The following is a 21752-nucleotide window of genomic DNA, read 5'->3' on the forward strand; positions in this document are numbered from 1 at the left end:
GACCGCTACCATCCTTCATCAAAAAGAGAGAGAAAAACTATGGCTGATAAAACTTCGCCAGAATACGCCATGCTGCCTGCCGGCACTATCGTCAAATGGGGCACCGTCGGGGCTGCAACCACGGCCATGAAGGCGCTGACCAACTGTAAAGCGGTAGGTGAAATGGGGCAAACCGGCGGTTTTGTCGATTGCACCACGCTGCTGGATACCGCCAAGCAGTTTATTTCCGACCTGCCGGAAGGCGCGGAGAAATCCATCGGTTTCATCGACGATCCGTCCAACGCCGATTTTGCGGCGCTGCTGAATGCGGCGGACAAGCGCGAAACGGTGCAGTTCTACGTCGAGTTGCCGAACGGCCGCACCTCCACCTCCATCCTGTCGCTGTCCGGCTGGAAAATGAATGAGATCACCGCCCCGGCGAGCGAAGTCATTCAGATTACCGTCCAGGGCAAGCAAAACAGCAACACCTGGGGCACGGTCACCCCGAAAGTGTGACAAACCGACGGTTCGCGCTGGCTTAACGTCTGAGGGCGTTCGGCGCGAACGCTTCAGCCGCGGGCCATGTGGCCTGCGGCAACCCGCTTATGTACAGAGTAAACCGAATTGAACAAGGAAAAACTGATGACAGAGAAATACGATCTGAAAGCGCTGAAAGCGGCGCTGCTGAAATCCGACGACCACGTGATTGAAACGCAGATCTTTGGCGCCAAAGCCTTTATCCGCCGCTTGAAAGCGGCGGAGCTGCAGGAAAATGAAGACGGCATGAAGGCCGCCATCGACAGCGGTGACATGAACAAAGCCGCGCAGCTTAACGTGCAGCTGCTGCTGTCATGCCTGATGACGCCGGACGGCAAACGCATTCCGGCCGGCGCCTTGCCGAGCGTTGACGATCTGCTGGCGGCGCACGATAACCCAACGCTGGTCGAAGCCATCGGCGCCGTCAAGCGCCATGCGGTCGGCAGCCTGGAGGAAGCGGAAAAAAACTGACTGACTCGCCCTGGCTGATGTTGGTGTTCCAACTGGCCGATCGCTGGGGTGAGTCGGATCCTCGCAAGATCGCCGCGATGCCGGCGCACATCCTGAATCACTGGCGGGCATACTTCAAACTGCAAGGCATGACGGCCGATGCGGCGGAGAGTGCCCCCGTTCATCAATCCGGTCAGCCCGCGCAAAGCAGTATTGATATGCAGTGTGCTGACGTTATGCGAGTGCTGGGAAATGGCTGATACCGCACAGTTGGTCGTCGGGTTGCAACTGAATGACACCAACTTTAAAAACAAACTGACGGCGGCTTACCGTACCGCCGGGGAACAATCCGCCAAATTTAACCGCCAGGCTCAGCAGGACGCGAAAAAGACCGACGAGTCCTATCAACGCATCGGCGGCACGCTTGGCGGCCTGGCGGGGAAACTGGCGGGGCTGGCCGGCGTTGAATTGTCGCTGCAGGGCCTCGCCGCCACCTCGCGCCAGTATGGACAGGCGCTCACCGAACTTGCGTCCATCACCGTCGCCGCGACGGCGCAGATGAAGCAGTTGGACGACGCGGCTCGCCAGGCGAGCAGCGCCTCCGGCGACGGCGGCAGCCGGGCGGAGGAGATGCTGAAACTGGCCGGCGGCCTGAATGACAGCGCGGCGGCCTGGCGCGATCAGGCGGCGGCGGCGCGCGGGGCGGCTCAGGCGACATCAGGCGTCGGCGCGGCGTCTCGCGTCGCCAACGTCGCGCTGGGGATGCTTGGCGGCCCAATCGGTGTCGCCATCCAGGCGGGATTGGCGATGCTGTACTTCCATGAGCAAAACCAATTGGCCCGTAAGTCGGCTTTGGCATTGAAAGATGCGGCGGTCGAGACGGCCGAAGATCTCAGCAAGCTCTCCAAGGCAAAGCTCGCCGTCAAAATTGATACCTTCGACGATCAGCTAAAGACGCTCAGTGAGGAAAAAGCCAAGATCGAGAACCAACTGGCGAATCGGAGCGATATCCGACTTGCTCTCTTAGAGCGCCGAAGCAAAGGGATATTGGGATTCCTCTACTCTGATCCAAAAGAGGTGAGGAAAGAACGGAACGCCTTGCAAGCGCAGTTGGAAGATATCATTGAGGGCGAGAAAGCGATCCGGCTTCAGCGAAGCAATGCCGTTAATGCACAAAATGGCAATGACAGCCATGTTGAGACCAAAGCTGATAAGCCTAAGGGCCTTCAAGCAAGTGTCGCTCCTGTTAGCCGTACTTTTAACGATAATGGCAAGCAGCAGGCTCTTGATCAGTACCAACAGCTGCGTCAGGAAATCGAGCAGGCGCATCTGAGCAGCCTCGAAAAAATCACCCAGGATGAACAAAGTGCGCAGGCCAGGCTGGCGTCAACGGCCAAGGCGGCCGGTGCCGGGCAGGCCGATGTGCAGCGTGCGATGGCGCTGAACGCCGAGAAGTATCAGCGGCAGCGGCAACAGCTCGCTGAACAATACGCGCCAGGGCAGGCGGCGGTGCGCAAAGAGCAGGAGGTTGGTAAGGAGCTGAAGGCGTTGTATGACGGGCGGCTGTTGACCGAACGCGAGTACCACACCGCCAGCCGGATGCAGCAGCAAGAAACGACGCGCCAGCGGTTGAAGGCTGAAACCGATGCGCTTGCCGCGCCGCGTATGAACATTGCCGGTGATGTGGATCCGGTCGCTCGCCTTAACAACCAGCTGGTGCAGCAGCAGGCGCAATACCAGGCTTACTACCAGCAAGGCTTTCTGGATAAACAGCGCTATGAACAGCTGATGCAGGCGGCGACGCAAGAATCGTCGGACGCTCAGTATCAGCAGGCGCTGAGCCTGTTCGGCGGGCAGAGCCGCGTGCACAAGATGGCGCTGGGGCTGGTGGACATGACGCGGGAACGGACCTCCGGCATGATGTTCGATCTGCTGACCGGGACGCAAAACTTTAAGCAAAGCATGCTCGGTTTGATGACCTCCATGACGCAGTCCATCATTCAGCAACTGATCGATCTGGCGATGCAGGCGCTGTTGACCAGAACCATTCTTTCCACCTTTATGAATATCGGCAGCGGCTTGCTGGGCGGGGCTGCAAGCGCCGGCGCGGGCGCGGCCGGTTCAGGTGCGATGGGCATGCCGACCGGTTGGCAAGGCTATGTCCCCAACGCCAAAGGTGGCGTATACGCCTCGCCTTCGCTGAGCGCATTCAGCGGCCAGATCGTCAGTAATCCCACGTTGTTCGCGTTCGCCAGAGGCGCCGGCTTGATGGGCGAAGCCGGGCCGGAGGCCATTATGCCGCTCAAACGCGGCGCGGACGGTTCGCTCGGCGTGCGGGCGATCGGCGGCGGCCAGCAGTCTGCGGCGGCGCCGAATGTCTACATCACCATCGAGAACGGCGGCAACGTCAGTTCGCAGGCCGATCCGGGATGGGGCGAGTTCGGTAAACGGATGGGCAATATCGCCGCGCAGGAAAGCCAAAAGGTAATCAACCGTAACCTGATGCCGGGCCAGCCGATTTGGAAAGCAATCAAGGGGATGTAATGGGCATTCAGACATTTGAATTTCCGGCGCGCGTCAATGCCGCCGGCGATATGCGCTTTCGCGTCAGAAAGGCGCAGTTCGGCGACGGCTATGCGCAGGTCTCCGGCGACGGCATTAATCCGATCGTGCGCTCCTGGGAGCTGACCTTTGTCGGCAAGTATGACTACATCACGCCGATCATCGTCTTTCTGGAAAATCATCATGGGGTGAAATCTTTCCAATGGACGCCACCGACGCAGGTTCCCGGCCTTTACCGCTGCGAGGGTTATAAGCCGGTCGCGATGGGCGGGGACAACTATTCACTGACGGCCACGTTTACCGAGGCTTTTCACGTTTAACCGGGGGAGATGATGCTGAATTCAGATTTGCAAAAGCTGGAGCCGGGCAACCGCATCCGCCTGATTGAGGTGGACGGCACCCGGTTTGGCGCCGATATTCTGCGCTTTCATTGCGATACCCTGCCGTTTACGCCGCAAGAGCTGGCCGCCGCCGGCGGTGATGAAAGCAAACTGCCGGCGAAATCGGTCTGGTGGCAGGGGCTGGAGTACGGCCCGTGGCCGTTTAGCGTTGAAGGGCTGGAGATTTCCGCCGACAGCCAGGGCAACGCGCCCAAGCTGTCGGTCGCCAATATCAACGGCCTGATCAGCGCGCTCTGCCTGCAGTTTGAGGACATGGCGCAGGCCAAGGTGCGGATCCACGACACGCTGGTGCACTACCTTGATGCCCGCAATTTCCCGCAAGGGAACTCTTCGGCCGATCCGCTGCAGGAAAAGCTGCAGGTGTTCTACATCGATCGCAAGGCGACGGAAAGCGACGAAGCGGTGGAGTTCGAACTCTCCAGTCCGGCGGACCTGCGGGGATTGCGCATCCCGACCCGGCAAATCCACAGCCTGTGCACCTGGTGCTCGCGCGGCGGCTATCGCACCGGCAAGGGCTGCGATTACGCCGGTAGCCGTTACTTTGACGACAAGGGCAACCCGGTGGATGACCCGAGCCAGGATCGCTGCGGCGGGCTGTTGAGCGACTGCCAAAAACGCTTTGGCGAGCACGAGCCGCTGCCGTTCGGCGGCTTCCCCGGCGCGGCGTTGATCCGGCAGTAGGGGGCGAGCATGAAAGAAAAAACCGCGGCAGCCATTATGGCGCACGCCAGGGCCGAGTATCCGCGCGAATGTTGCGGTGTGGTGGCGCAAAAGTCCCGCGTGGAGCGCTATTTCCCGTGTCGTAACCTGGCGGACAACCCCACCGAGCAGTTTCATCTGGCGCCGGAAGACTACGTGGCCGCCGCCGAATGGGGCACCATCACCCTCATAGTGCACAGCCACCCGGACGCCACCACGCAGCCGAGTGAACTGGACAAGGCGCAGTGCGACGCGATGGAGTTGCCCTGGGCGATAGCCAGCTGGCCGGAGGGGGATTTGCGCACCATTTTGCCGCGCGGCGAACTGCCGCTGGTGGGCCGCCAGTTCGTGCTGGGGCATACCGACTGTTGGGGACTGATCATGAGCTATTTCCGCCAGGAGCACGGCATAACGCTCCAGGATTACCGCGTTGATTACCCGTGGTGGGAGCAAGGTGAAAACCGCTATCTGGAAAACTGGCATGCCTGCGGCTTTCGCGAGTTCGATGGCCCGCCGCAGCCGGGGGACATGGCGATCATGCAGGTTTCTGCGCCGGTGGCCAACCACGCCGGCATTCTGCTGGCAGATGGCCTGTTGCTGCACCATATGTACGGCATGCTTAGCCAGCGGGTGCCTTACGGTGGGTATTGGAAAGAGCGAACGGTGAAGGTGTTGCGCTACAAAGCCCTGATGTGATGCTATCATTCCACTTTTCAGCTTAAGGAAAAGGTAATGAAGAAAATTATCGCTGCAATTGCCACAGTAATTTTGTCTGGCTGTTCAACTACGGCTAACGAACTTCGATTGACAACACCGGCTATCCAAGGCCATACAATTAAAGCAGCGGATGTATATATTGGATGTGTTCTTAATGTTTGGAATGAAAAAAACACCATCTCACCAATTAGCCCACAGCCTGCGGAGCGCGGTTATACAGCTCAGATAAATGATATGTCTAGAGGTGTTGTAATGTTAATTGACGTGAAAAAGACTGACTCTGGTAGCGATTTCTTATTTTATAAAAAACGAGATATGGACTTCTATGAGGCGGCAGTTAATGCATGTAAATAGTATCTTGGTTACACGCTATATACCCGCCTAGGCGGGTTTTTTATTGGGGGTCATATGAGCTTTATCGAGGTACCATTAAGAGTAGTTCACTTCCACGGCCCGATGGTTAGGTTGTTTGGTAAAAACTTTAAATATCGTGCTCACAATGTTCCAAAAGCTATCGATGCTATGAAAAATCTAATAGACGGATTTGAACGATATATGTTGGAAGCACATAAGCGCGGACTGACCTTCGCTGTATTTGTGGGGAAACGTAACGTTGGTCAAGACGAGATGGAGCTGACGAAAGGCACGGAAGACATTCACCTGGTGCCAGTGGTTATTGGAAGTAAACGTGCAGGGCTTTTTCAAACTATTGCAGGAATAGCATTAATTGCTCTGGCTGCTTGGAACCCAGTTATAGGTGGAGCGGCAATAATGTCGGCAACCACAGCCACTTCCGTTGGCCTGATGGGTGCTTCCCTTGCCCTCGGCGGCGTCGTCCAAATGCTTTCCCCGCAAATGGGCGGGCTGCGCATGCGGCAAGGCCCGGAAAATAAACCGAGCTATGCCTTTGGCGGGCCGGTCAACACCACGGCGCAGGGCAACCCCGTCGGTGTGCTGTACGGCACGCGTGAAATTGGCGGGGCGATTATCTCCGCAGGTATTTATACCGAAGACCAGCAATAACAACATCCGTTTGAACAGACAGCCGCAATAGCGGCTTTTTTTATGGGCGAAATATGGCACAGAACATGATCCGTGGGCGAAAAGGCGGCGGCGGTGGCGGCCACACGCCGGTAGAATCGCCGGACAGCATTCAGTCGATCGCCAGAGCGAAGATGCTGTTCGCATTAGGCGAAGGGGAATTTGCCGGCGGGCTGGATGGCACAAACATTTTTGTTGACGGTACGCCGGTACTGAGCAGCGACGGCTCGGAAAACTTTCCCGGTTTCCGCTGGGAGTTCCGCCCTGGCTCGCAGGCGCAGGAATATATCCAGGGCATTCCCGCCGTTGAAAATGAGATCTCGGTCGGCAGCGAACTGAAAAGCGGCGCGCCGTGGGTGCGCTCCGTCTCTAACCTGCAGCTTTCCGCCGTCCGCCTGCGCCTGGGTTGGCCCATGCTGCAAAAGCAGGCGGACAACGGCGACGTCAACGGCTATCGCATCGAGTACGCCATCGACGTGGCGACCGACGGCGGCAGTTACCAAGAGGTGTTAACGGCGGCGATCGACGATAAAACCACCTCGCTGTATGAACGCTCGCACCGCATCAATTTACCGAAGGCCACCACGGGATGGCAGCTGCGCGTGCGCCGGTTGACGCCTAACGCCAACAGCGCCCGGATCGCCGACCGGATGAACATCGAGGCGCTGACCGAAATCATCGACGCCAAGCTGCGCTACCCGAACACTGCGCTGCTTTACGTGGAGTTTGATTCAAAGCAGTTCCCCAACATCCCGAAGATCAGCTGCAAACCGCGCGGCCGCCTGATCCGCGTGCCGGACAATTACGATCCGCAAACGCGCAGCTATACCGGCATCTGGAGCGGCGGCTTTAAGTGGGCCTACAGCGATAACCCGGCGTGGGTGTTTTACGACATTATTTTGGCCGAGCGCTTTGGCCTGGGCGATCGCATCGACGCCTCCCAGGTCTCCGAGTCCGAACTGTACCGCATCGCGCAGTATTGCGATCAGCCGGTGCCGGACGGGCGCGGCGGCGAGGGCATGGAGCCGCGCTTTACCTGCAACGTTTATCTGCAGTCGCGGGAAGAGGCCTGGACGGTACTGAGCGATTTGGCCGGCATCTTCCGCGGCATGACCTATTGGGGGCAAAACCAAATGGTCGCCCTGGCTGACATGCCGCGCGATATGGACTTCACCTACACCCGCGCCAACGTGATCGACGGCAAGTTTACTTACTCGTCCGCCAGCGAACGTACCCGCTACAGCACCGCGATGGTCAGCTGGTCCGATCCGGGCAACCATTACGCCGATGCGATAGAGGCGGTATTCGACAGCGATCTGGTGCGCCGCTACGACGTGAACCAGACCGAGCTGACGGCCATCGGCTGCACCACGCCGAGCGAAGCGAACCGCCGCGGCCGCTGGGCGCTGTTGACTAACAGCAAGGATCGTACGGTCAGCTTTTCCGTGGGGCTGGACGGCATGATCCCCATGCCGGGGCATATCGTCGGCGTGGCGGACCAGATGCTGGCCGGACGAGTGATTGGCGGGCGACTCAGCGGCGTGGAAGGCCGTAAACTGACGCTGGACAGGAAGCCGGGCGCCAAAGCCGGCGATCGCCTGATCGTTAACCTGCCTTCCGGCCGGGCGCAGGCGCGCACCGTGCAGGCGGTGAATGAACGCGTAGTGACCGTCACCACGGCCTACAGCGAGACGCCGGCGCCGGAAGCGGCCTGGTCCATCGACGCGGACGACCTGGCGGTGCAGCTTTACCGCGTGGTGGGTATCGCCGACAACGGCGACAACACCTATACCGTCAACGCGGCGGAACACGATCCGAACAAGTACGTCCGCATCGATACCGGCGCGCGTATCGACGATCGTCCGATCTCCATCATTCCGCCCGGCGTGCAGGCGCCGCCGAAAAACATCACCATCGACAGCTACTCCTCGGTGAGCCAGGGTATCGCCATTACCACCCTGCGCGGCGCCTGGGGCGCGGTTGAAAATGCCATCGCCTATGAGGCGGAATGGCGCAAAGATAACGGCAACTGGGTGTCGGTGCCGCGCACCTCGGCGCTCGGCTTCGAGGTGCCGGGGATTTACGCCGGTCGTTATCGGGTGCGGGTGCGAGCCATCAACGCCAGTGACGTATCGTCTATTTGGGCGACGTCGATGGAAACCTACCTCAAGGGCAAAGAGGGTAAACCGCCGATGCCGCTTGGCTTCAAGGCATCGCCTTTGCTGTGGGGCATCCAGCTCGACTGGGCGTTCCCTGGCGGCGCTGAAGATACGCTCAAGACCGAAATTCAGTATGCGGACAACGCGGCCGGAAATAACGCGATGCTGCTGGCCGATATCCCGTACCCGCTGCACACCCACGCCATGACAGGGTTGAAGGCGGGGCAGGAGTTCTGGTTCCGCGCGCGGTTGCAAGACCGCACCGGCAATCAGGGCGACTGGACAGGCTGGACCGCTGGGCAGGCGAACGCGGACGCCGGCGATTATCTCGAGAACATCGGCGACGATCTCCTGACCGCGAAAGACGGCGAGCGGCTGGTGGGCGATATCGACACCAACATCGACGCTATCTTGCAGAATGCGCTGGCCAACAACGCGACGGTGGATCACCAATGGGCGCAGTACGGTACGGTGCGCGCCGATATCATGGTGGTGAAAACCACCATCGCGGAGGTCGATCGCGGGCTGGCCGAGATGAAAACCCAGGTGCAGGTGCAGATTGACGACGTGGCGGCGGTGCTGGAAGACAAACTGACGGCGACGGTAGATGCCGACGGCGCCACGGCCATCCATACGTTGAAAGCGGGCGTGCGGGTGAACGGCACCTTCTACAACGCCGGCATGTCGATCGCGGTATTGGCGGAAAACGGCAGGCCGGTTACCACCCGCGTGGGCTTTAACGCCAACCAGTTCGTGCTGATGAGCGGCAGCGGCGACACGCAATATTCGCCATTCGCTGTGGTTAACGGCCAGGTGTTTATCAGCGACGCGTTTATTCGCAATGGTACTATCGATAGCGCAAAGATCGCACAGCATATCCAGTCTTCTAATTGGGTAAGTGGGCAGCGTGGCTGGGCGATAAATAAAGATGGCGGGGCACAATTCAATAACATTAGCGCCCGTGGAGCGATATATGCCGACACTGGTGAGTTTAAAAATGGCGTGATTGGCAATTGCCGGATTCTTGAGAATTGCTCCATTGAGGGAAAACTTTCCGCCGCGAATATCGAAGGCGCGATCATGGATGGCTCGATGTTAAGCTGGACGGGTTATCATACTAATGCGAGTCGGTTATTACGCTTTGGCGGTAATAATGTTATTCCCGTTCGTGTCTTTGGACAGATTCAAATTAAAAGAAGTGGACGAGGCTATCCTCACGGTTATGGCGGGGTTAGGCAAAACACAACCGGCGGAGGCTATATGCCAGAGGTTTCCGTTAGTTCCAGTTCTAGTAGCGGGCAACCTTCAGTATCCATCGTTTATATCGATACATTAATTGGAAAGTCTTCGACTGCCTTTTGGCAGCTTGCCGCAGGAGAGCTTGACCAAGGACAATCGCACTCAACGACTTTTATTGTGAACATCTTTGCCACTCCGCAATATACAGCCTTTGGGCTGGAGTAACCATCATCTCCGTAACGAGGTTTTTATCAGGCTAATTCAGTAGGATATTTATGCCAGCAGGCACTCTCACCCTAACAAATAATTCCACAATAGTAAAAGGTACCGGAACGGCCTTTAATACCGAGCTGAAAGCCGGTGATTTCATCGTGAGCGTCGTCGGCGGCGTAACCTATACGCTGCCGGTTAAAACCGTTGATAGCGCCACGCAGGCGACGCTGATTAAAGTCTACGATGGCCCGACACAGACAGGTGCCGCATGGTATGCCGTACCGCGCGACGCGATGAACGCCATCACTGCCCAGCTGGCTGCCGAGACGGCGAAAGCGCTACGCGGGCTGAACCTCGATAGAGCCAACTGGCAACAGGTATTCAGCGGTACCGGAAACATTACGGTGACACTGCCTGACGGCAGCACGTACACCGGACCCGCCTGGAATAGCTTTACTACGGCATTGGAAAATAAAGCCGCTAAAGGGGTGAATAACGATATAACCCAACTGAAGGCGCTGAGCACGGCTGTCACCGTTGCGCAGGGGGGGACGGGGGCAAAAGACGCAGCTACAGCCCGCACAAACCTTGGGCTTGGCAATTCTGCGACGAGAAATGTAGGCACGACGACTGGAACCGTTGCAGCTGGTGATGATGGCAGACTTGGAACCGTTAATAATAAGAGCGGAGGGAGAGTAACATCAGATGTTGCTCTATCCGGAAATCTATCTATTGATGGTTGGGATTATGTATCGAAGTCCCATGTAATAAAAGAATCAGATAGAACCAATATAGTCGGTGGGTTTAGATTTATTGGTAACGGCGATTTGCGAGCTGATCTATACCATTATGAAAGAGTTGGTCAGCACCATCTCTTTGGGATGCATGTCTATGGCGGTGGTGCGAATTCTTATTATGAATTTAGAAATAGCGGTGATGCGTATGCACCAGGTTCGTGGAATGTATCTTCAGATAGAAGGTTAAAAACAGAAATAAATAACATATCTAATGCGCTAAATAAGCTCAAAAGCATAGGAGGTTATACCTATTTAAAAGAGGGGCGACCAGAGGCTGGGGTTATAGCGCAAGAGGTACAGAGGGTTGTCCCGGAGTCTGTTTCTGCATCGCCGCTTCATAAGCAAAATGGAGAGATCATTGATGACTGTCTTAATATTAATATAAATGGTGTTGTTGCGTTATTGATTGAAGCGGTTAAAGAACTGTCTATTGAGGTTAATAATATAAAATCCTCTAGTAATTCTCATGGAGAAATCGAATGACATTAATCAGCGGCGTATTAAAAGGGCCTTACGGCGATCCCCGTTCCGGCGTAACCATTACCATGCGTGCAGTCAGAACCTCGTCAACGGTATTGGGCCTGGCTAAATCACAATCGGTTACGAATGATAGCGGTAAATACTCTCTATCCGTGGAGCCGGGAGCTTATGAGGTCATTATCTCTGTGTACGGCGCACAGCCGGAACGGGTGGGAGCTATCGAGGTTTATAACGATTCCTTGCCCGGCACGCTCAATGATTTTCTGCGCCGCCCTGGAGAAAATGATGTTACGCCTGAGATTGTGCAAACCGTCGATCGCCTACGCGCAGAGGCGGCTTTGTCCGCCGACAAATCAGCAGCATCAGCAGCAGCGGCAAAAGTCAGCGAGCAGAACGCGGCAAACAGCGTGAAACCTGTAACAAGTGCGGGCTTTGGCTCCGGACCAATTCATCGTGCGGATGTATACGCGCAAGAAAACACGTCGTTCATCAACCGGTTTAATGCGGCATCAGTCAACGCACCAATAAAAGACATCGGCGCTGTACTGGCTTTGCCGATGAGCGGAGAACCGAGCTGCGCTTATTTTGCGATTAATGCTACACGGGGTGCGTGGGTTGGAAGTTCGTTGGGTTCTGTAAAGACCATCACCTGGCAGTATCTATGGGGAGAGAGCAACACCACCGTTGACGCCAACGGCTTTATCAAGAAAGCCTCGCCGATCGCCAGATTGTCCGCGGCGCCGCAGCATATGCAAGCGGACTATCTGGACGGCGGCTTTGATTTGGCCGGCTATGTCGCCGTTAATGGCGAAGCGGCCGGGGTGAGCGCGGAACGAATCGCTACCGGACTTTATCAGCTGAATGGATCGCTGGGGTTGGCAAAGGAGGGCTGGACTATCGAAGTGCCGCAGGACGTGAACGGCAACCGCCTGTGCTTTGTGGAAACCGCCACCGATAACGACGGCGTCATTACGGTGAAAATCAGCAAACGTCGTTTTGACATCGATACCGCGACGGTCGTGGCCGGCGAAGCGATGGATATCCCTGAGGGACGCTGGATCGATCTGCGCCTCGCCATGCCGGTGCGTGAAGAGGTGGAAGTGTTGCCGCCGGAGGCGCTGGTATTAAACGATGACACGCCATCGGAAACCAACGCGGTTTCATAAACTCGAATGGATGCCAGGTAAATAATGCCGGTGCAGTCGGTTTCAGGTATCTGCGCCGGCATCATCGACGCCAGGCTCGGGCAGAGTCACTGCCCGTTCCGCTATGCAGGGTTCCCGCTGAGTGGGAGTTCGCCCCTGCGAATAACGTTCTTTCCCGTCAAATATCAGTGACCAGCCACTGATCCGCTTCTTCGAACATCTCTTCCAACATCCGGTTCAGCTTTTCGCGATCGCTTTTGCTGGCGTCGGAGTTCAGGCCGTTGGCCTGCATCGGTTTCACGCGCACTTCCGCCTCCGGGAACAGCACATGCACGCGTTTTTCCAGCTCGCTGCGAATAATCTCGGCGGCGTTGGGCAGCCCAGCGACGTTGCGTTTGTCGTATACCAATTCTACAAACATGACTCACCTGTAAACACTGATTTAATGTACAGTATTCTGGCCTGAGGCGCTCGGGTTGGCAAGAGGGAGGCGCAATTTTGCATGAGGCGTTCATTCTTGCTTGCGCAGCGGGCGGCCAAGCCTGCCGCTGAATCCTTTTCTTACGTCTGGCCGATGGCCTGCATTTTCCCCGCTCGCTTCGCGCGTTGAATCTTCAAAGGACGTGATTATCCCCCCGGTGCCTGTGTTTTTCTCCTGTACAATTCAGTATGTAGGGCGGTGGCGCCGGGCTGGGTGCTCCCTGGTGTTGGGGGCCCGACGCCACCTTTCTGGTCGCCGTTCTTGGCATAAAATCGATCAACGCAGGTATGTGCCGGAACGCGACGTTACGGGCGTTGACGCTGCTCCTTCGTGTTCTGAAGGAGAAAAAATCCCGAGTGTTAGGCAATAGTCGCTCTATGAGCGCTGAATAAAACATTCATCTCATTTTCTTTAAAATTATTGAACCGGGATGCGTCTTGCTCTCCAGGTTGGCTTCTGCGCGTTAAATTGCTGCGGAGTTAAGATAGCGTTTTTATAAGTAAATTGAATTATTTCAATGGCAACCAGTCGCGTGCGTCAATAACGGTGATTTGCAATAAAATCATCTTATTACAATGATTTTTACGTATTTTCCATATGCCTTACGCCCCGAGCCATTGTCATGAACACCCTGTAAGTGGTTTAATATTTTTAAATTCACTTTAATGACGCTAAAGTATAGGGTTAAAACATTATAATGCAACCAAACAACATTAAAATATCAGAAGAAAATGGTATGTCATTGAAAATGATTGGTGAAAATCTCACTTACCTCATGCGCATGCACGGGATTGACGCCAGTCGGTTGAGCAGCGAAACAGGGATAGGTATTGCCACGATCAATAATCTGAGGAAAGGCGTGGGGAATCCCACGATCGCCACGCTTGCGTCAATTGGTGAGTTTTTCAGCGTAAAAGTAGGGGAGCTGACTGACAAGGATTTAAGCACCACGGGAGAGGGTAAACACAATGTGAGATCGCTTCCGCTCATTAGCTACAGCGATGTAGAGCGTTTCTTGGCCAACACGATCAGAACGGCAGATACCTATACGACAGAAGTCGATGACATGACGGACGATTCGCTGTTTGTGGTAGAGATAACGAATAATTCACTGTCGCCTGAATTAGACCGTGGAACGTATTGTGTGATCTCCCTCAAGGAGCCATTTTGCGATGGCGATATCGTCTTGGTTAAGCTGAAAAATTACCCAATATGTTTAAGGCGAGTTTTTGTTTCCGACGACGACTTGTTGTTTACAAACATCTCATTAGATTCAGATAGCAGTGTGAAGTCCTATAGCGATTATGCGATCGTCGGTGTTCTATTGAAAACGATAAAGAGGCTGAAATAAATGGATTTATTTAAAATAATGAGAAAGTTAAGAAAGATATACTCTCCCAGTTACCTATACACGTTAGATCGTAGCGTTATCCGAACGGCGGATGGATATTGGCTTTTCAAAGAGTTTGGCACCCATACTTTCGTGAAAAAAAGCTGGGGGCAACTCATTGAGGGCGATTTTCTCAGGCACGTTAACCCGAAAGACATCGCTTTTATCGCCGAGACCGAATCCAAGATAAAAGTCGCCTCGGCCAAACTGTCGATTCATGAAGAGAAACGAAACTGTATGTGGACGTTGAAAAATGACGTTGACTCGATATCAATATCAGGGGCGGATTTTCTAAGGGATCGCGATCTTGTTGACAAAACGGAGTCCCTGGATGCGACAAAAATAGCCTTTTATGCCGGGGTAAAGGAAGGCAGAGCACTCTCTGCCTCATTGAAAAATGCAAAGAAAAGTGACAGGTCTAAAAAAACAATACTGACGTTGATTAAATAAACCAGGGTTCGACGTGAATATGCTCATCGAAGGTAATCACGCTGAAAGCCGAATTGTCTATGGTACTGACATCGCTTGTGCCGTTTTTCCATTGCGAACAAATCGCCGGGGAAACAGAGATTAAGGTTTCCCCCAGCTTTCTTTGGAATAACGTATGTGCATGGCCTGAGCCGATAAACTTAACGTTTAATCGTTGGCAGAGGCTCAAAAGCTCCTCAGCATTGCTTAACATACAACTATCAACAATGGGCGTGCCTACAGGAATAGGGTGATGATGTAGGAAGACGGCGATCTTTTTATTGCCGCTCGAGACTATGGCTTTTTCAAGCGTTTCGAGCGAATGCGTCGAGACCCTGCCGAAATCTTCATTATCGACCACCGAGTCGATGCTGAGCATGCGCCATTCGTCATCTTCAAACGAGTTTATATCATAGCTGCCGCCCTGTTTACGGGCTTCATCATCCAGGTTTTTTTTGTTGTCGTGATTGCCTGGGAACAGATAGAAAGGTAATGAAGTGCGATTCATTATTTTAAAGAAGCGCTCATAAGAGGGAATATCGCCATCATGAGAGATGTCACCTGTCACAATGATTAAGTCGGCATTGATTTTTTCGGCATTGGCGTTAATGAAGTCAATCGCCCTGTCGAAATTAGCAAGATGCTTCGAAGCCAGCGCGCTTGCGTTAGGCATAATATGTATGTCACTAATCTGAATTACTTTCATGCTATACCCTGTTGATATTACTTAAATGGATTGTATGAAGTGCCCCAATCATAGTGATCGGTGTTTTCTATCCTCTTCACCCACTCGACTAAGGCGATAGCGAGCGGTAGCAATACAATAGAGACGACAACTTTATAAGACCACGTTGTGCTTATGATGTTAACCAACTCTATAAAGGTATATTTCCCTGAAAGACTTATCGGATAGGCTGTCAGCAACAGGGCGGCCTGTGTAGACATGGAGCCAACAATATATCGGATGAAGAAGTATTTTCCTGAGAAAATAATCTTCATCTTTGAAATAATAAAACCATTGACGAAATAAGCGACCGGAACGGACACCCAAGTGCCTATCATGACTCGCCAAAATTCATGATATAAAGAATAATAGTGCGTGGCGATATCATTGTTTTCTGGCTGAATAACGGCTGAGAGATTAAGTATTATGACATATAAGCTTTGGCAGAACACCATGATCCATATTGCTCTCACCGACAATTTATAGCCGTAAACCTCAGTCAGCAATGTTGATATCAAGAAACACAAGGAGAATACAATGCCGCTTGCCGTTATTTTAAAACCATAGATATCAAAGACCTTATAAACCAACGTGTCGCAGGTGATCATAATGGTCACCGTCAGGCCAACAAAAAGGCCATAGAGCTTGAGATTTCCTTGCATTTTTACTCCTTATTTAGTCCGTGTTCTTCTGTTATTAATTATCCATACTTATTTAACGCGCAAATTACGCAACCCGCGAGTCGCGTAATGAGACGCGAATAATGTCACATGGCCATCATGCCTCTTTATTCAAGCAAGACAACAACGCCTTCCCCCCTGCGTGCCCGGCCGGCGAGAGAGCCACGCCAAGTTTTGCGGAGAATGCTGATGGCCTGTTCGGCGGGAAGAGAGGATTCCACCCTAATCCATTAATATTGCTAATGAATATATTGCCTGGTTCACGCAGTGTCAATCAAGAACGAAGGGCACAGCGAATCGCGGCCGTGAAAAGCCGCTGCGCAGGTTGTTACGGAATTTAAGGGTAGCCACAACCGGGGCGGGGGCCGGTTTTTATCTGGCCTGCGTCAGCAGCTGCAAAAAGCGGCTCAGCGCAGCAAAAGGCGGCTCGCTGTTGCGCCAGAAGACGCCCACGCTGCCTTTCTGCTCAATCTTCGGCAGGTTCAGGATCGCCAGTTGCCCCTGGCTGGCATAACGCTGCGCCAGCCGTAGTGAAAGAATGGAGATCATGTCGCTGCTTTGCAGCAGGTTGGTGCTGACGTTCATCGATGCCGATTCAACCGTGTTTTCAGGCAGCATCACGCCGTTATCTGCCAACGCATTATCGATGCTGAGGCGGATTGGCGTGCCGGTCGGCCAGACTATCCAGCGCCAGTGGGTGAGATCGTGCCAGGTGAGGGAGGCGGATTTTGCCAGCGGATGGTGAGGGCGGGCAACGAAGCATACCGGTTCGGTGTAGAGCACTTGATAGTTGAGCGGCAGTTGCAGCGCCCGCCCCCCGACGCGGCCCACGACGACATCCACCGCGCCCGCGAGCAGATCGTGCAGCAGGGGGGTCATCACCTTTTCCTCAATATTGAGATGCAGCGTCGGCATTTCCTGCAGCAGGCTCAATATGGCCTGTGAAACGCAGTCGGTCGCCACCGGCGAGCAGCCGATTTTCAGGCTTCCCACCAGCCCGCCTTGCTTAAAGCGGGCGATTTCAGACTGCGAACGCTCCAGATCATTGATCAAACGCTGCGCATGCTGAAGCAGCAATTTCCCCCCCTCGGAGGGGCGCAGCCCTTTGCTATGCCGCTCAAAGAGCGTGATCCCAATCTCATCTTCGAGCTGCGACAGCCATTTTGACAGAGCGGGTTGGGAGATGTTCATCATCCGCGCAACGTGGGTCAGATTTCCCTGTTCACCCAATGCCACCAACATTTGCAGATGGTGCAGCTTCAATTTCTGCGCCCAGTTAGCCATTTGTTATAACCCTCCGGTTATGTCTCCGCCCGAAAAGCCATTGTACATTTTATCGCTAAAGATACAAATTCGTAACATACCTAAAACAACACAGACATCTCCCTACCTGCTCCGAGGCGCTCACTATGACTCAACGGCGTGATTTACAAGCACTGATCGACGCAGCTCCTATCGGCAAGACGCAGTGGCGCGTCATTCTCTGCTGCTTTTTGGTGGTGATGCTAGATGGTTTTGACACCGCCGCCATTGGTTTCATCGCGCCCGACATCCGCGCCCAGTGGCAGCTGTCCGCCGGTGAGCTGGCGCCGCTGTTTGGGGCGGGGTTGCTGGGATTGACGGCGGGCGCGCTGCTTTGCGGTCCGCTCTCTGACCGCTTTGGCCGCAAGCGCGTTATCGAACTCTGCGTGGCGCTGTTTGGCGCGCTGAGCCTGATTTCGGCCTTCTCCCCCGATCTGCAAACGCTGGTCGTTTTGCGTTTTCTCACCGGCCTGGGCCTGGGGGGAGCGATGCCGAACACCATCACGATGACCTCTGAATATCTGCCCGCTCGCCGCCGTGGCGCGCTGGTCACGCTGATGTTCTGCGGTTTCACGCTCGGTTCGGCCCTGGGCGGGATCGTCAGCGCCCAACTGGTGCCGAGGGTGGGGTGGTCAGGCATTTTGGTGCTCGGCGGCGTCTTGCCGTTGATGCTCTTTGTGGTGCTGCTGTTTGCCCTGCCGGAATCCCCGCGCTGGCAGGTTCGCCGCCAACTGCCGCAAAAGGTGATTGCCAAAACGGTCAGCGCCATGACTGGCGAGTGGGATGAAGAGACCCATTTTTATCTGAACGAAGCCGCCACGTCGGCCAAAGGCAGCATCAGCCCGCTGTTCGCCGGCCGCCAGTTGCGCATCACCCTCATGCTTTGGGCGGTTTTTTTCATGAGCATGCTGATCATCTACCTGCTCTCCAGCTGGATGCCGACGCTGCTTAACCACCGCGGTATTGATCTGCGGCATGCCTCCTGGGTGACCACCGCTTTCCAGATAGGCGGCACGGTGGGCGCGCTGGGGCTGGGCGTGTTGATGGACAAATGCAATCCCTTCCGGGTGTTGGCGGTGAGCTACGCTTTGGGCGCGGTGTGTATTGTCATGATTGGCCTGAGCGAGAACGGCCTGTGGCAAATGGCGCTGGCCATCTTCGGCACCGGCATCGGCATCAGCGGGTCGCAGGTCGGGCTGAATGCTTTGACCGCCACGCTCTATCCGACGCAAAGCCGGGCGACGGGCGTCAGCTGGTCCAATGCCATTGGCCGCTGCGGCGCGATTGTCGGCTCGCTTTCCGGCGGCGTGATGATGGCGATGAATTTCTCATTCGATACGCTATTTTTCATTATTGCCCTTCCGGCGGCGCTCAGTACGGTGATGTTAATGCTGCTGACGGCTGTCGTTCGTCTGTCTGCCCCAGCCCCTGACACGTTGCCTCGCGCAGCGTCGTGAATGAAAAAGGAGAATCCCTATGCCTGAACGCCATCAGGATGTTAACCCCAGCCGCCAGCAGTTTTATCGGCAGATTTCCGGGCAGAACCTGACCCCGTTGTGGGAGTCGCTGCACCATCTGGTACCGTCAACGCCGAATGCGAACTGCGCCCCGGCTTACTGGAACTATCAGGAGATTCGCCCGCACCTGCTGGCCAGCGGCGAGTTGATTGGCGCCAAAGAAGCGGTGCGCCGCGTGCTGGTGCTGGAAAACCCGATGTTGCGCGGACAAGCCGCCATCACCCCGACGCTGTACGCCGGCTTGCAGTTGATCATGCCGGGCGAAATCGCGCCGAGCCATCGCCATAATCAGTCCGCGTTGCGTTTTATCGTCGAAGGGAAAGGGGCGTTTACCGCCGTTGACGGCGAACGAACGCAAATGCATGAAGGCGACTTCATTTTGACGCCGCAGTGGCGCTGGCACGATCACGGCAATCCCGGCGCTGAGCCGGTGGTATGGCTGGACGGGCTGGATTTGCCGCTGGTGAACCTGCTGGGCTGCGGTTTCGCGGAAGACTATCCGCAAGAACAGCAGCCCGTGACGCGCCGGGAGGGGGACTATTTACCGCGTTATGCGGCCAATATGCTGCCGTTGCGCCATCAGAAAGGCAACTCATCGCCCATTTTCAACTACCGCTACGATCGCAGCCGCGAAACGCTGTACGACCTCACCCGCATGGGGGACGCCGACGAGTGGGACGGCTACAAGATGCGCTACGTCAATCCGGTGACCGGCGGCTATCCCATGCCCTCGATGGGCGCCTTCCTGCAACTGTTGCCGAAAGGCTTTTCCTCACGAAAGGCGCGCACCACGGACAGCACCCTCTACCACGTGGTGGAAGGGCGCGGCCAGGTCAGCATCGGCAACGAAACCCTTCACTTTTCGGCAAAAGATATCTTTGTGGCGCCGACCTGGTTCGACGTGTCGTTTCAGGCGCATGAAGACACCGTGTTATTCAGTTTTTCGGACCGGCCGGTTCAGGAAGCCCTGGGGCTGTTCCGTGAAGCACGTTATTAATTTGGGAGAGACAAAATGACGCAATACGTATTTGCACCGCCAGCCCCCGTGACTGTTCCAGTCGTGGGGAGTGATAAACAGTTCCCCGTGCGCCGTGTCTACTGCGTCGGGCGCAACTATGCCGCCCATGCTCGTGAAATGGGCTTTGATCCGGATCGTGAGCCGCCGTTCTTCTTCTGCAAGCCTGCCGATGCGGTGGTGCCGGTGGCGGCCGGCGAAACGCTGGCGCTGCCGTATCCGGCGCAAACGGACAACTATCACTACGAAATCGAACTGGTGGTGGCGATTGGCAAACGGGGGAGCGATATTCCGTTGGAAAACGCGCATGAATATATCTGGGGATATGCCACGGGCCTGGACATGACCCGCCGCGATCGGCAGATGGACATGCGTCAAATGGGGCGCCCATGGGAAATCGGCAAGTCGTTCGATCTCTCTGCGCCCATCGCGCCACTGCATAAAGCCGGCGACAGCGCAGACGTCAACCATGCGCCTATCTGGCTGCAGGTCAATGGCAGCGATCGTCAGCGCAGCGACATCCGTCATCTGATCTGGTCGGTGAATGAAACCATCAGCTATCTGTCCGGCTTTTTTGAGCTGCAGCCCGGCGATCTGATTTTTACCGGCACGCCGGAAGGTGTGGGGGCGGTGGTGAAAGGCGATGTGATTACCGGGAATGTAGAGGGGCTTACCCCTATCGCCGTGAAGATTGTCTGAGGCTGATTCTGAGGTGAATGATGAAGCTGTACAGTTTTTTTAATAGCTCTGCGTCCTACCGCGTGCGCATTGCGCTGGCGCTGAAAGGTATCCATTACCAGACGGTGGGCGTCAATATTCGCATCGGGCAGCAGAATGAGCTGGCTTATCGGCGTATGAACCCGGTCGGGCTGGTGCCGACGCTGCTCACGGACGACGGCGAGTCTCTCAGCCAGTCGCTGGCGATTACCGACTGGCTGGATCGCCATTTCCCCCAGTCGCCGCTGTTGCCGACGGCCGATCCTGCGCGCAGCCGGGTACTGGAAATCGTTTATGTCATCGCTTGCGATATTCACCCGGTCAATAACCTACGGGTGTTACGCTACCTGAGTGAAGAGCTGAAGGTGAGTGAGGAAGAGAAAAAACGCTGGTATGCGCACTGGATCCGGCAAGGGCTGAGCGCCGTGGAACAGCTGTTGCTCCAGAGGCCGCCAGGGCCCTTCTGCGTTGGCGACAGCCCGACGTTGGCAGATTGCTGCCTGATCCCTCAGTGGGCGAATGCCCTGCGGATGGGGTGCGATCTGAGCGGGTATCCGCGCTGTAAAGCGATTTACGACGCCTGTACTCAGCTCCCGGCGTTCATCGCCGCAGCGCCCGAAAACCAACAAGACAAAATCTCAGCCTGAGCTTGATAAGGAGAAAGGCCGTCGCGAAAGCGAGGCGCGCAATGATCGTTGGGGGAGGCAGGGGTGCAGCGGCTGCGCTCTCATCCTCTCGACGTGCAGACGAAAAAAACCTGCTGTTACAGCAGGTTTTCTTGAATTTGGTCGGCATGAGAGGATTATGCGCATCTTCGATGCTTGCCCTGCGGGCCGTTGCTAAAGCAACGTGGTCTCACTACGTTCGGCTCAAACCTCCTTCGGAGATTCTCATCCTCTCACGTACAGACGAAAAAAAACCTGCTGTTACAGCAGGTTTTCTTGAATTTGGTCGGCATGAGAGGATTCGAACCTCCGACCCCCGACACCCCATGACGGTGCGCTACCAGGCTGCGCTACATGCCGACGCTATGAAAAAT

22 protein-coding genes, 1 tRNA gene and 1 other RNA gene are annotated in these 21752 nt (G+C 55.4%); 18 read left to right on the top strand and 6 right to left on the bottom strand.

The genetic code is table 11. From position 1 onward, the window contains the following. Positions 1-39: 39 nt before the first annotated feature. The 12 genes from H7A77_RS17860 (at position 40) to H7A77_RS17915 (ending at position 12440) form a co-directional block, all read left to right on the top strand. Positions 40-495 (top strand): major tail shaft subunit, encoded by a 456-nt coding sequence (locus tag H7A77_RS17860; protein ID WP_033652513.1) that lies wholly within the window; start codon positions 40-42, stop codon positions 493-495. Positions 496-621: 126 nt separating this feature from the next. Then, on the top strand, positions 622-987 hold the full coding sequence (locus H7A77_RS17865) for a phage tail protein (RefSeq protein WP_025160180.1): 366 nt from the start codon (positions 622-624) through the stop codon (positions 985-987). Between the two features lie 17 nt (positions 988-1004). Next, the gene (locus H7A77_RS17870) at positions 1005-1226 is read left to right on the top strand and encodes a hypothetical protein (RefSeq protein WP_004935830.1); all 222 of its coding nucleotides are present in this window, start codon (positions 1005-1007) and stop codon (positions 1224-1226) included. Beyond that, positions 1219-3510, top strand: a complete 2292-nt coding sequence (locus H7A77_RS17875) for a phage tail tape measure protein (RefSeq protein WP_182074469.1) — start codon at positions 1219-1221, stop codon at positions 3508-3510. The genes H7A77_RS17870 and H7A77_RS17875 overlap by 8 nt, the downstream gene beginning before the upstream one ends. Further along, positions 3510-3848: a phage tail protein gene (locus tag H7A77_RS17880; RefSeq protein ID WP_072627296.1), complete on the top strand. Its 339-nt coding sequence runs from the start codon at positions 3510-3512 to the stop codon at positions 3846-3848. The genes H7A77_RS17875 and H7A77_RS17880 overlap by 1 nt, the downstream gene beginning before the upstream one ends. Positions 3849-3857: 9 nt before the next feature. Continuing rightward, entirely contained in the window at positions 3858-4610 is a 753-nt protein-coding gene (locus H7A77_RS17885) for a phage minor tail protein L (protein ID WP_033639816.1), read from the top strand. 9 nt (positions 4611-4619) lie between these two features. Next, complete coding sequence (locus H7A77_RS17890) at positions 4620-5324, top strand: C40 family peptidase (protein WP_089192042.1); 705 nt, start codon at positions 4620-4622, stop codon at positions 5322-5324. A gap of 36 nt (positions 5325-5360) precedes the next feature. Continuing rightward, entirely contained in the window at positions 5361-5699 is a 339-nt protein-coding gene (locus tag H7A77_RS17895; protein ID WP_143557036.1) for a hypothetical protein, read from the top strand. A gap of 168 nt (positions 5700-5867) precedes the next feature. Beyond that, positions 5868-6368 carry a tail assembly protein gene (locus tag H7A77_RS17900; RefSeq protein WP_370528342.1) on the top strand — a complete coding sequence of 167 codons (501 nt, stop codon included), beginning with the start codon at positions 5868-5870 and terminating at the stop codon, positions 6366-6368. Between the two features lie 53 nt (positions 6369-6421). After that, complete coding sequence (locus H7A77_RS17905; protein ID WP_182074471.1) at positions 6422-10009, top strand: DUF1983 domain-containing protein; 3588 nt, start codon at positions 6422-6424, stop codon at positions 10007-10009. Positions 10010-10059: 50 nt separating this feature from the next. Continuing rightward, complete coding sequence (locus H7A77_RS25615; protein WP_255443881.1) at positions 10060-11277, top strand: tail fiber domain-containing protein; 1218 nt, start codon at positions 10060-10062, stop codon at positions 11275-11277. Beyond that, a complete protein-coding gene (locus tag H7A77_RS17915; protein WP_182074472.1) occupies positions 11274-12440 on the top strand; it encodes a prophage tail fiber N-terminal domain-containing protein in 1167 nt (388 codons plus the stop codon). The genes H7A77_RS25615 and H7A77_RS17915 overlap by 4 nt, the downstream gene beginning before the upstream one ends. Positions 12441-12597: 157 nt before the next feature. Here H7A77_RS17915 and H7A77_RS17920 read toward each other — a convergent pair whose 3' ends face one another. After that, the gene (locus H7A77_RS17920) at positions 12598-12840 is read right to left on the bottom strand and encodes a DinI family protein (protein ID WP_042785072.1); all 243 of its coding nucleotides are present in this window, start codon (positions 12838-12840) and stop codon (positions 12598-12600) included. Between the two features lie 757 nt (positions 12841-13597). Between H7A77_RS17920 and H7A77_RS17925 the strand changes: the two genes are divergently transcribed. Continuing rightward, positions 13598-14251 carry a helix-turn-helix domain-containing protein gene (locus tag H7A77_RS17925; RefSeq protein WP_182074473.1) on the top strand — a complete coding sequence of 218 codons (654 nt, stop codon included), beginning with the start codon at positions 13598-13600 and terminating at the stop codon, positions 14249-14251. Continuing rightward, complete coding sequence (locus H7A77_RS17930) at positions 14252-14740, top strand: hypothetical protein (RefSeq protein ID WP_046896343.1); 489 nt, start codon at positions 14252-14254, stop codon at positions 14738-14740. Here the strand turns inward: H7A77_RS17930 and H7A77_RS17935 are convergent. The 3 genes from H7A77_RS17935 to H7A77_RS17945 all read right to left on the bottom strand — a co-directional run bounded on the left by H7A77_RS17935 (position 14733) and on the right by H7A77_RS17945 (position 17446). After that, positions 14733-15464 (bottom strand): metallophosphoesterase, encoded by a 732-nt coding sequence (locus H7A77_RS17935; RefSeq protein ID WP_182074474.1) that lies wholly within the window; start codon positions 15462-15464, stop codon positions 14733-14735. The two genes, H7A77_RS17930 and H7A77_RS17935, sit on opposite strands and share 8 nt — an antisense overlap. Positions 15465-15481: 17 nt before the next feature. Further along, the gene (locus H7A77_RS17940) at positions 15482-16144 is read right to left on the bottom strand and encodes a VUT family protein (protein WP_182074475.1); all 663 of its coding nucleotides are present in this window, start codon (positions 16142-16144) and stop codon (positions 15482-15484) included. A 390-nt stretch (positions 16145-16534) separates the two neighbouring features. Then, the gene (locus tag H7A77_RS17945) at positions 16535-17446 is read right to left on the bottom strand and encodes a LysR family transcriptional regulator (protein WP_089192038.1); all 912 of its coding nucleotides are present in this window, start codon (positions 17444-17446) and stop codon (positions 16535-16537) included. Positions 17447-17571: 125 nt separating this feature from the next. On the opposite strand from H7A77_RS17945, the gene H7A77_RS17950 reads away from it, so the two are divergent. From H7A77_RS17950 to maiA, 4 genes are read left to right on the top strand one after another with little or no spacing between them, the layout of a single operon-like run. Next, positions 17572-18921 carry an aromatic acid/H+ symport family MFS transporter gene (locus H7A77_RS17950; RefSeq protein WP_182074476.1) on the top strand — a complete coding sequence of 450 codons (1350 nt, stop codon included), beginning with the start codon at positions 17572-17574 and terminating at the stop codon, positions 18919-18921. Between the two features lie 19 nt (positions 18922-18940). Then, positions 18941-19978, top strand: coding sequence for a gentisate 1,2-dioxygenase (gtdA, locus tag H7A77_RS17955; RefSeq protein WP_033652521.1), 1038 nt, complete (start codon positions 18941-18943; stop codon positions 19976-19978). Between the two features lie 15 nt (positions 19979-19993). Beyond that, positions 19994-20695 (top strand): fumarylacetoacetate hydrolase family protein, encoded by a 702-nt coding sequence (locus H7A77_RS17960; RefSeq protein ID WP_033643827.1) that lies wholly within the window; start codon positions 19994-19996, stop codon positions 20693-20695. 20 nt (positions 20696-20715) lie between these two features. Beyond that, complete coding sequence (gene maiA / locus H7A77_RS17965; RefSeq protein WP_033643826.1) at positions 20716-21360, top strand: maleylacetoacetate isomerase; 645 nt, start codon at positions 20716-20718, stop codon at positions 21358-21360. Between the two features lie 138 nt (positions 21361-21498). On the opposite strand, the gene H7A77_RS17970 is transcribed toward maiA, so the two are convergent. After that, positions 21499-21628: non-coding RNA, RtT sRNA (locus H7A77_RS17970), on the bottom strand. 33 nt (positions 21629-21661) lie between these two features. Further along, positions 21662-21738 (bottom strand) — tRNA-Pro (locus H7A77_RS17975). Positions 21739-21752: the final 14 nt, after the last annotated feature.

Origin of the sequence: Serratia sp. ME47 (assembly GCF_903970925.1) — a bacterium.
Taxonomy (GTDB): Bacteria; Pseudomonadota; Gammaproteobacteria; order Enterobacterales; family Enterobacteriaceae; genus Serratia; species Serratia ureilytica.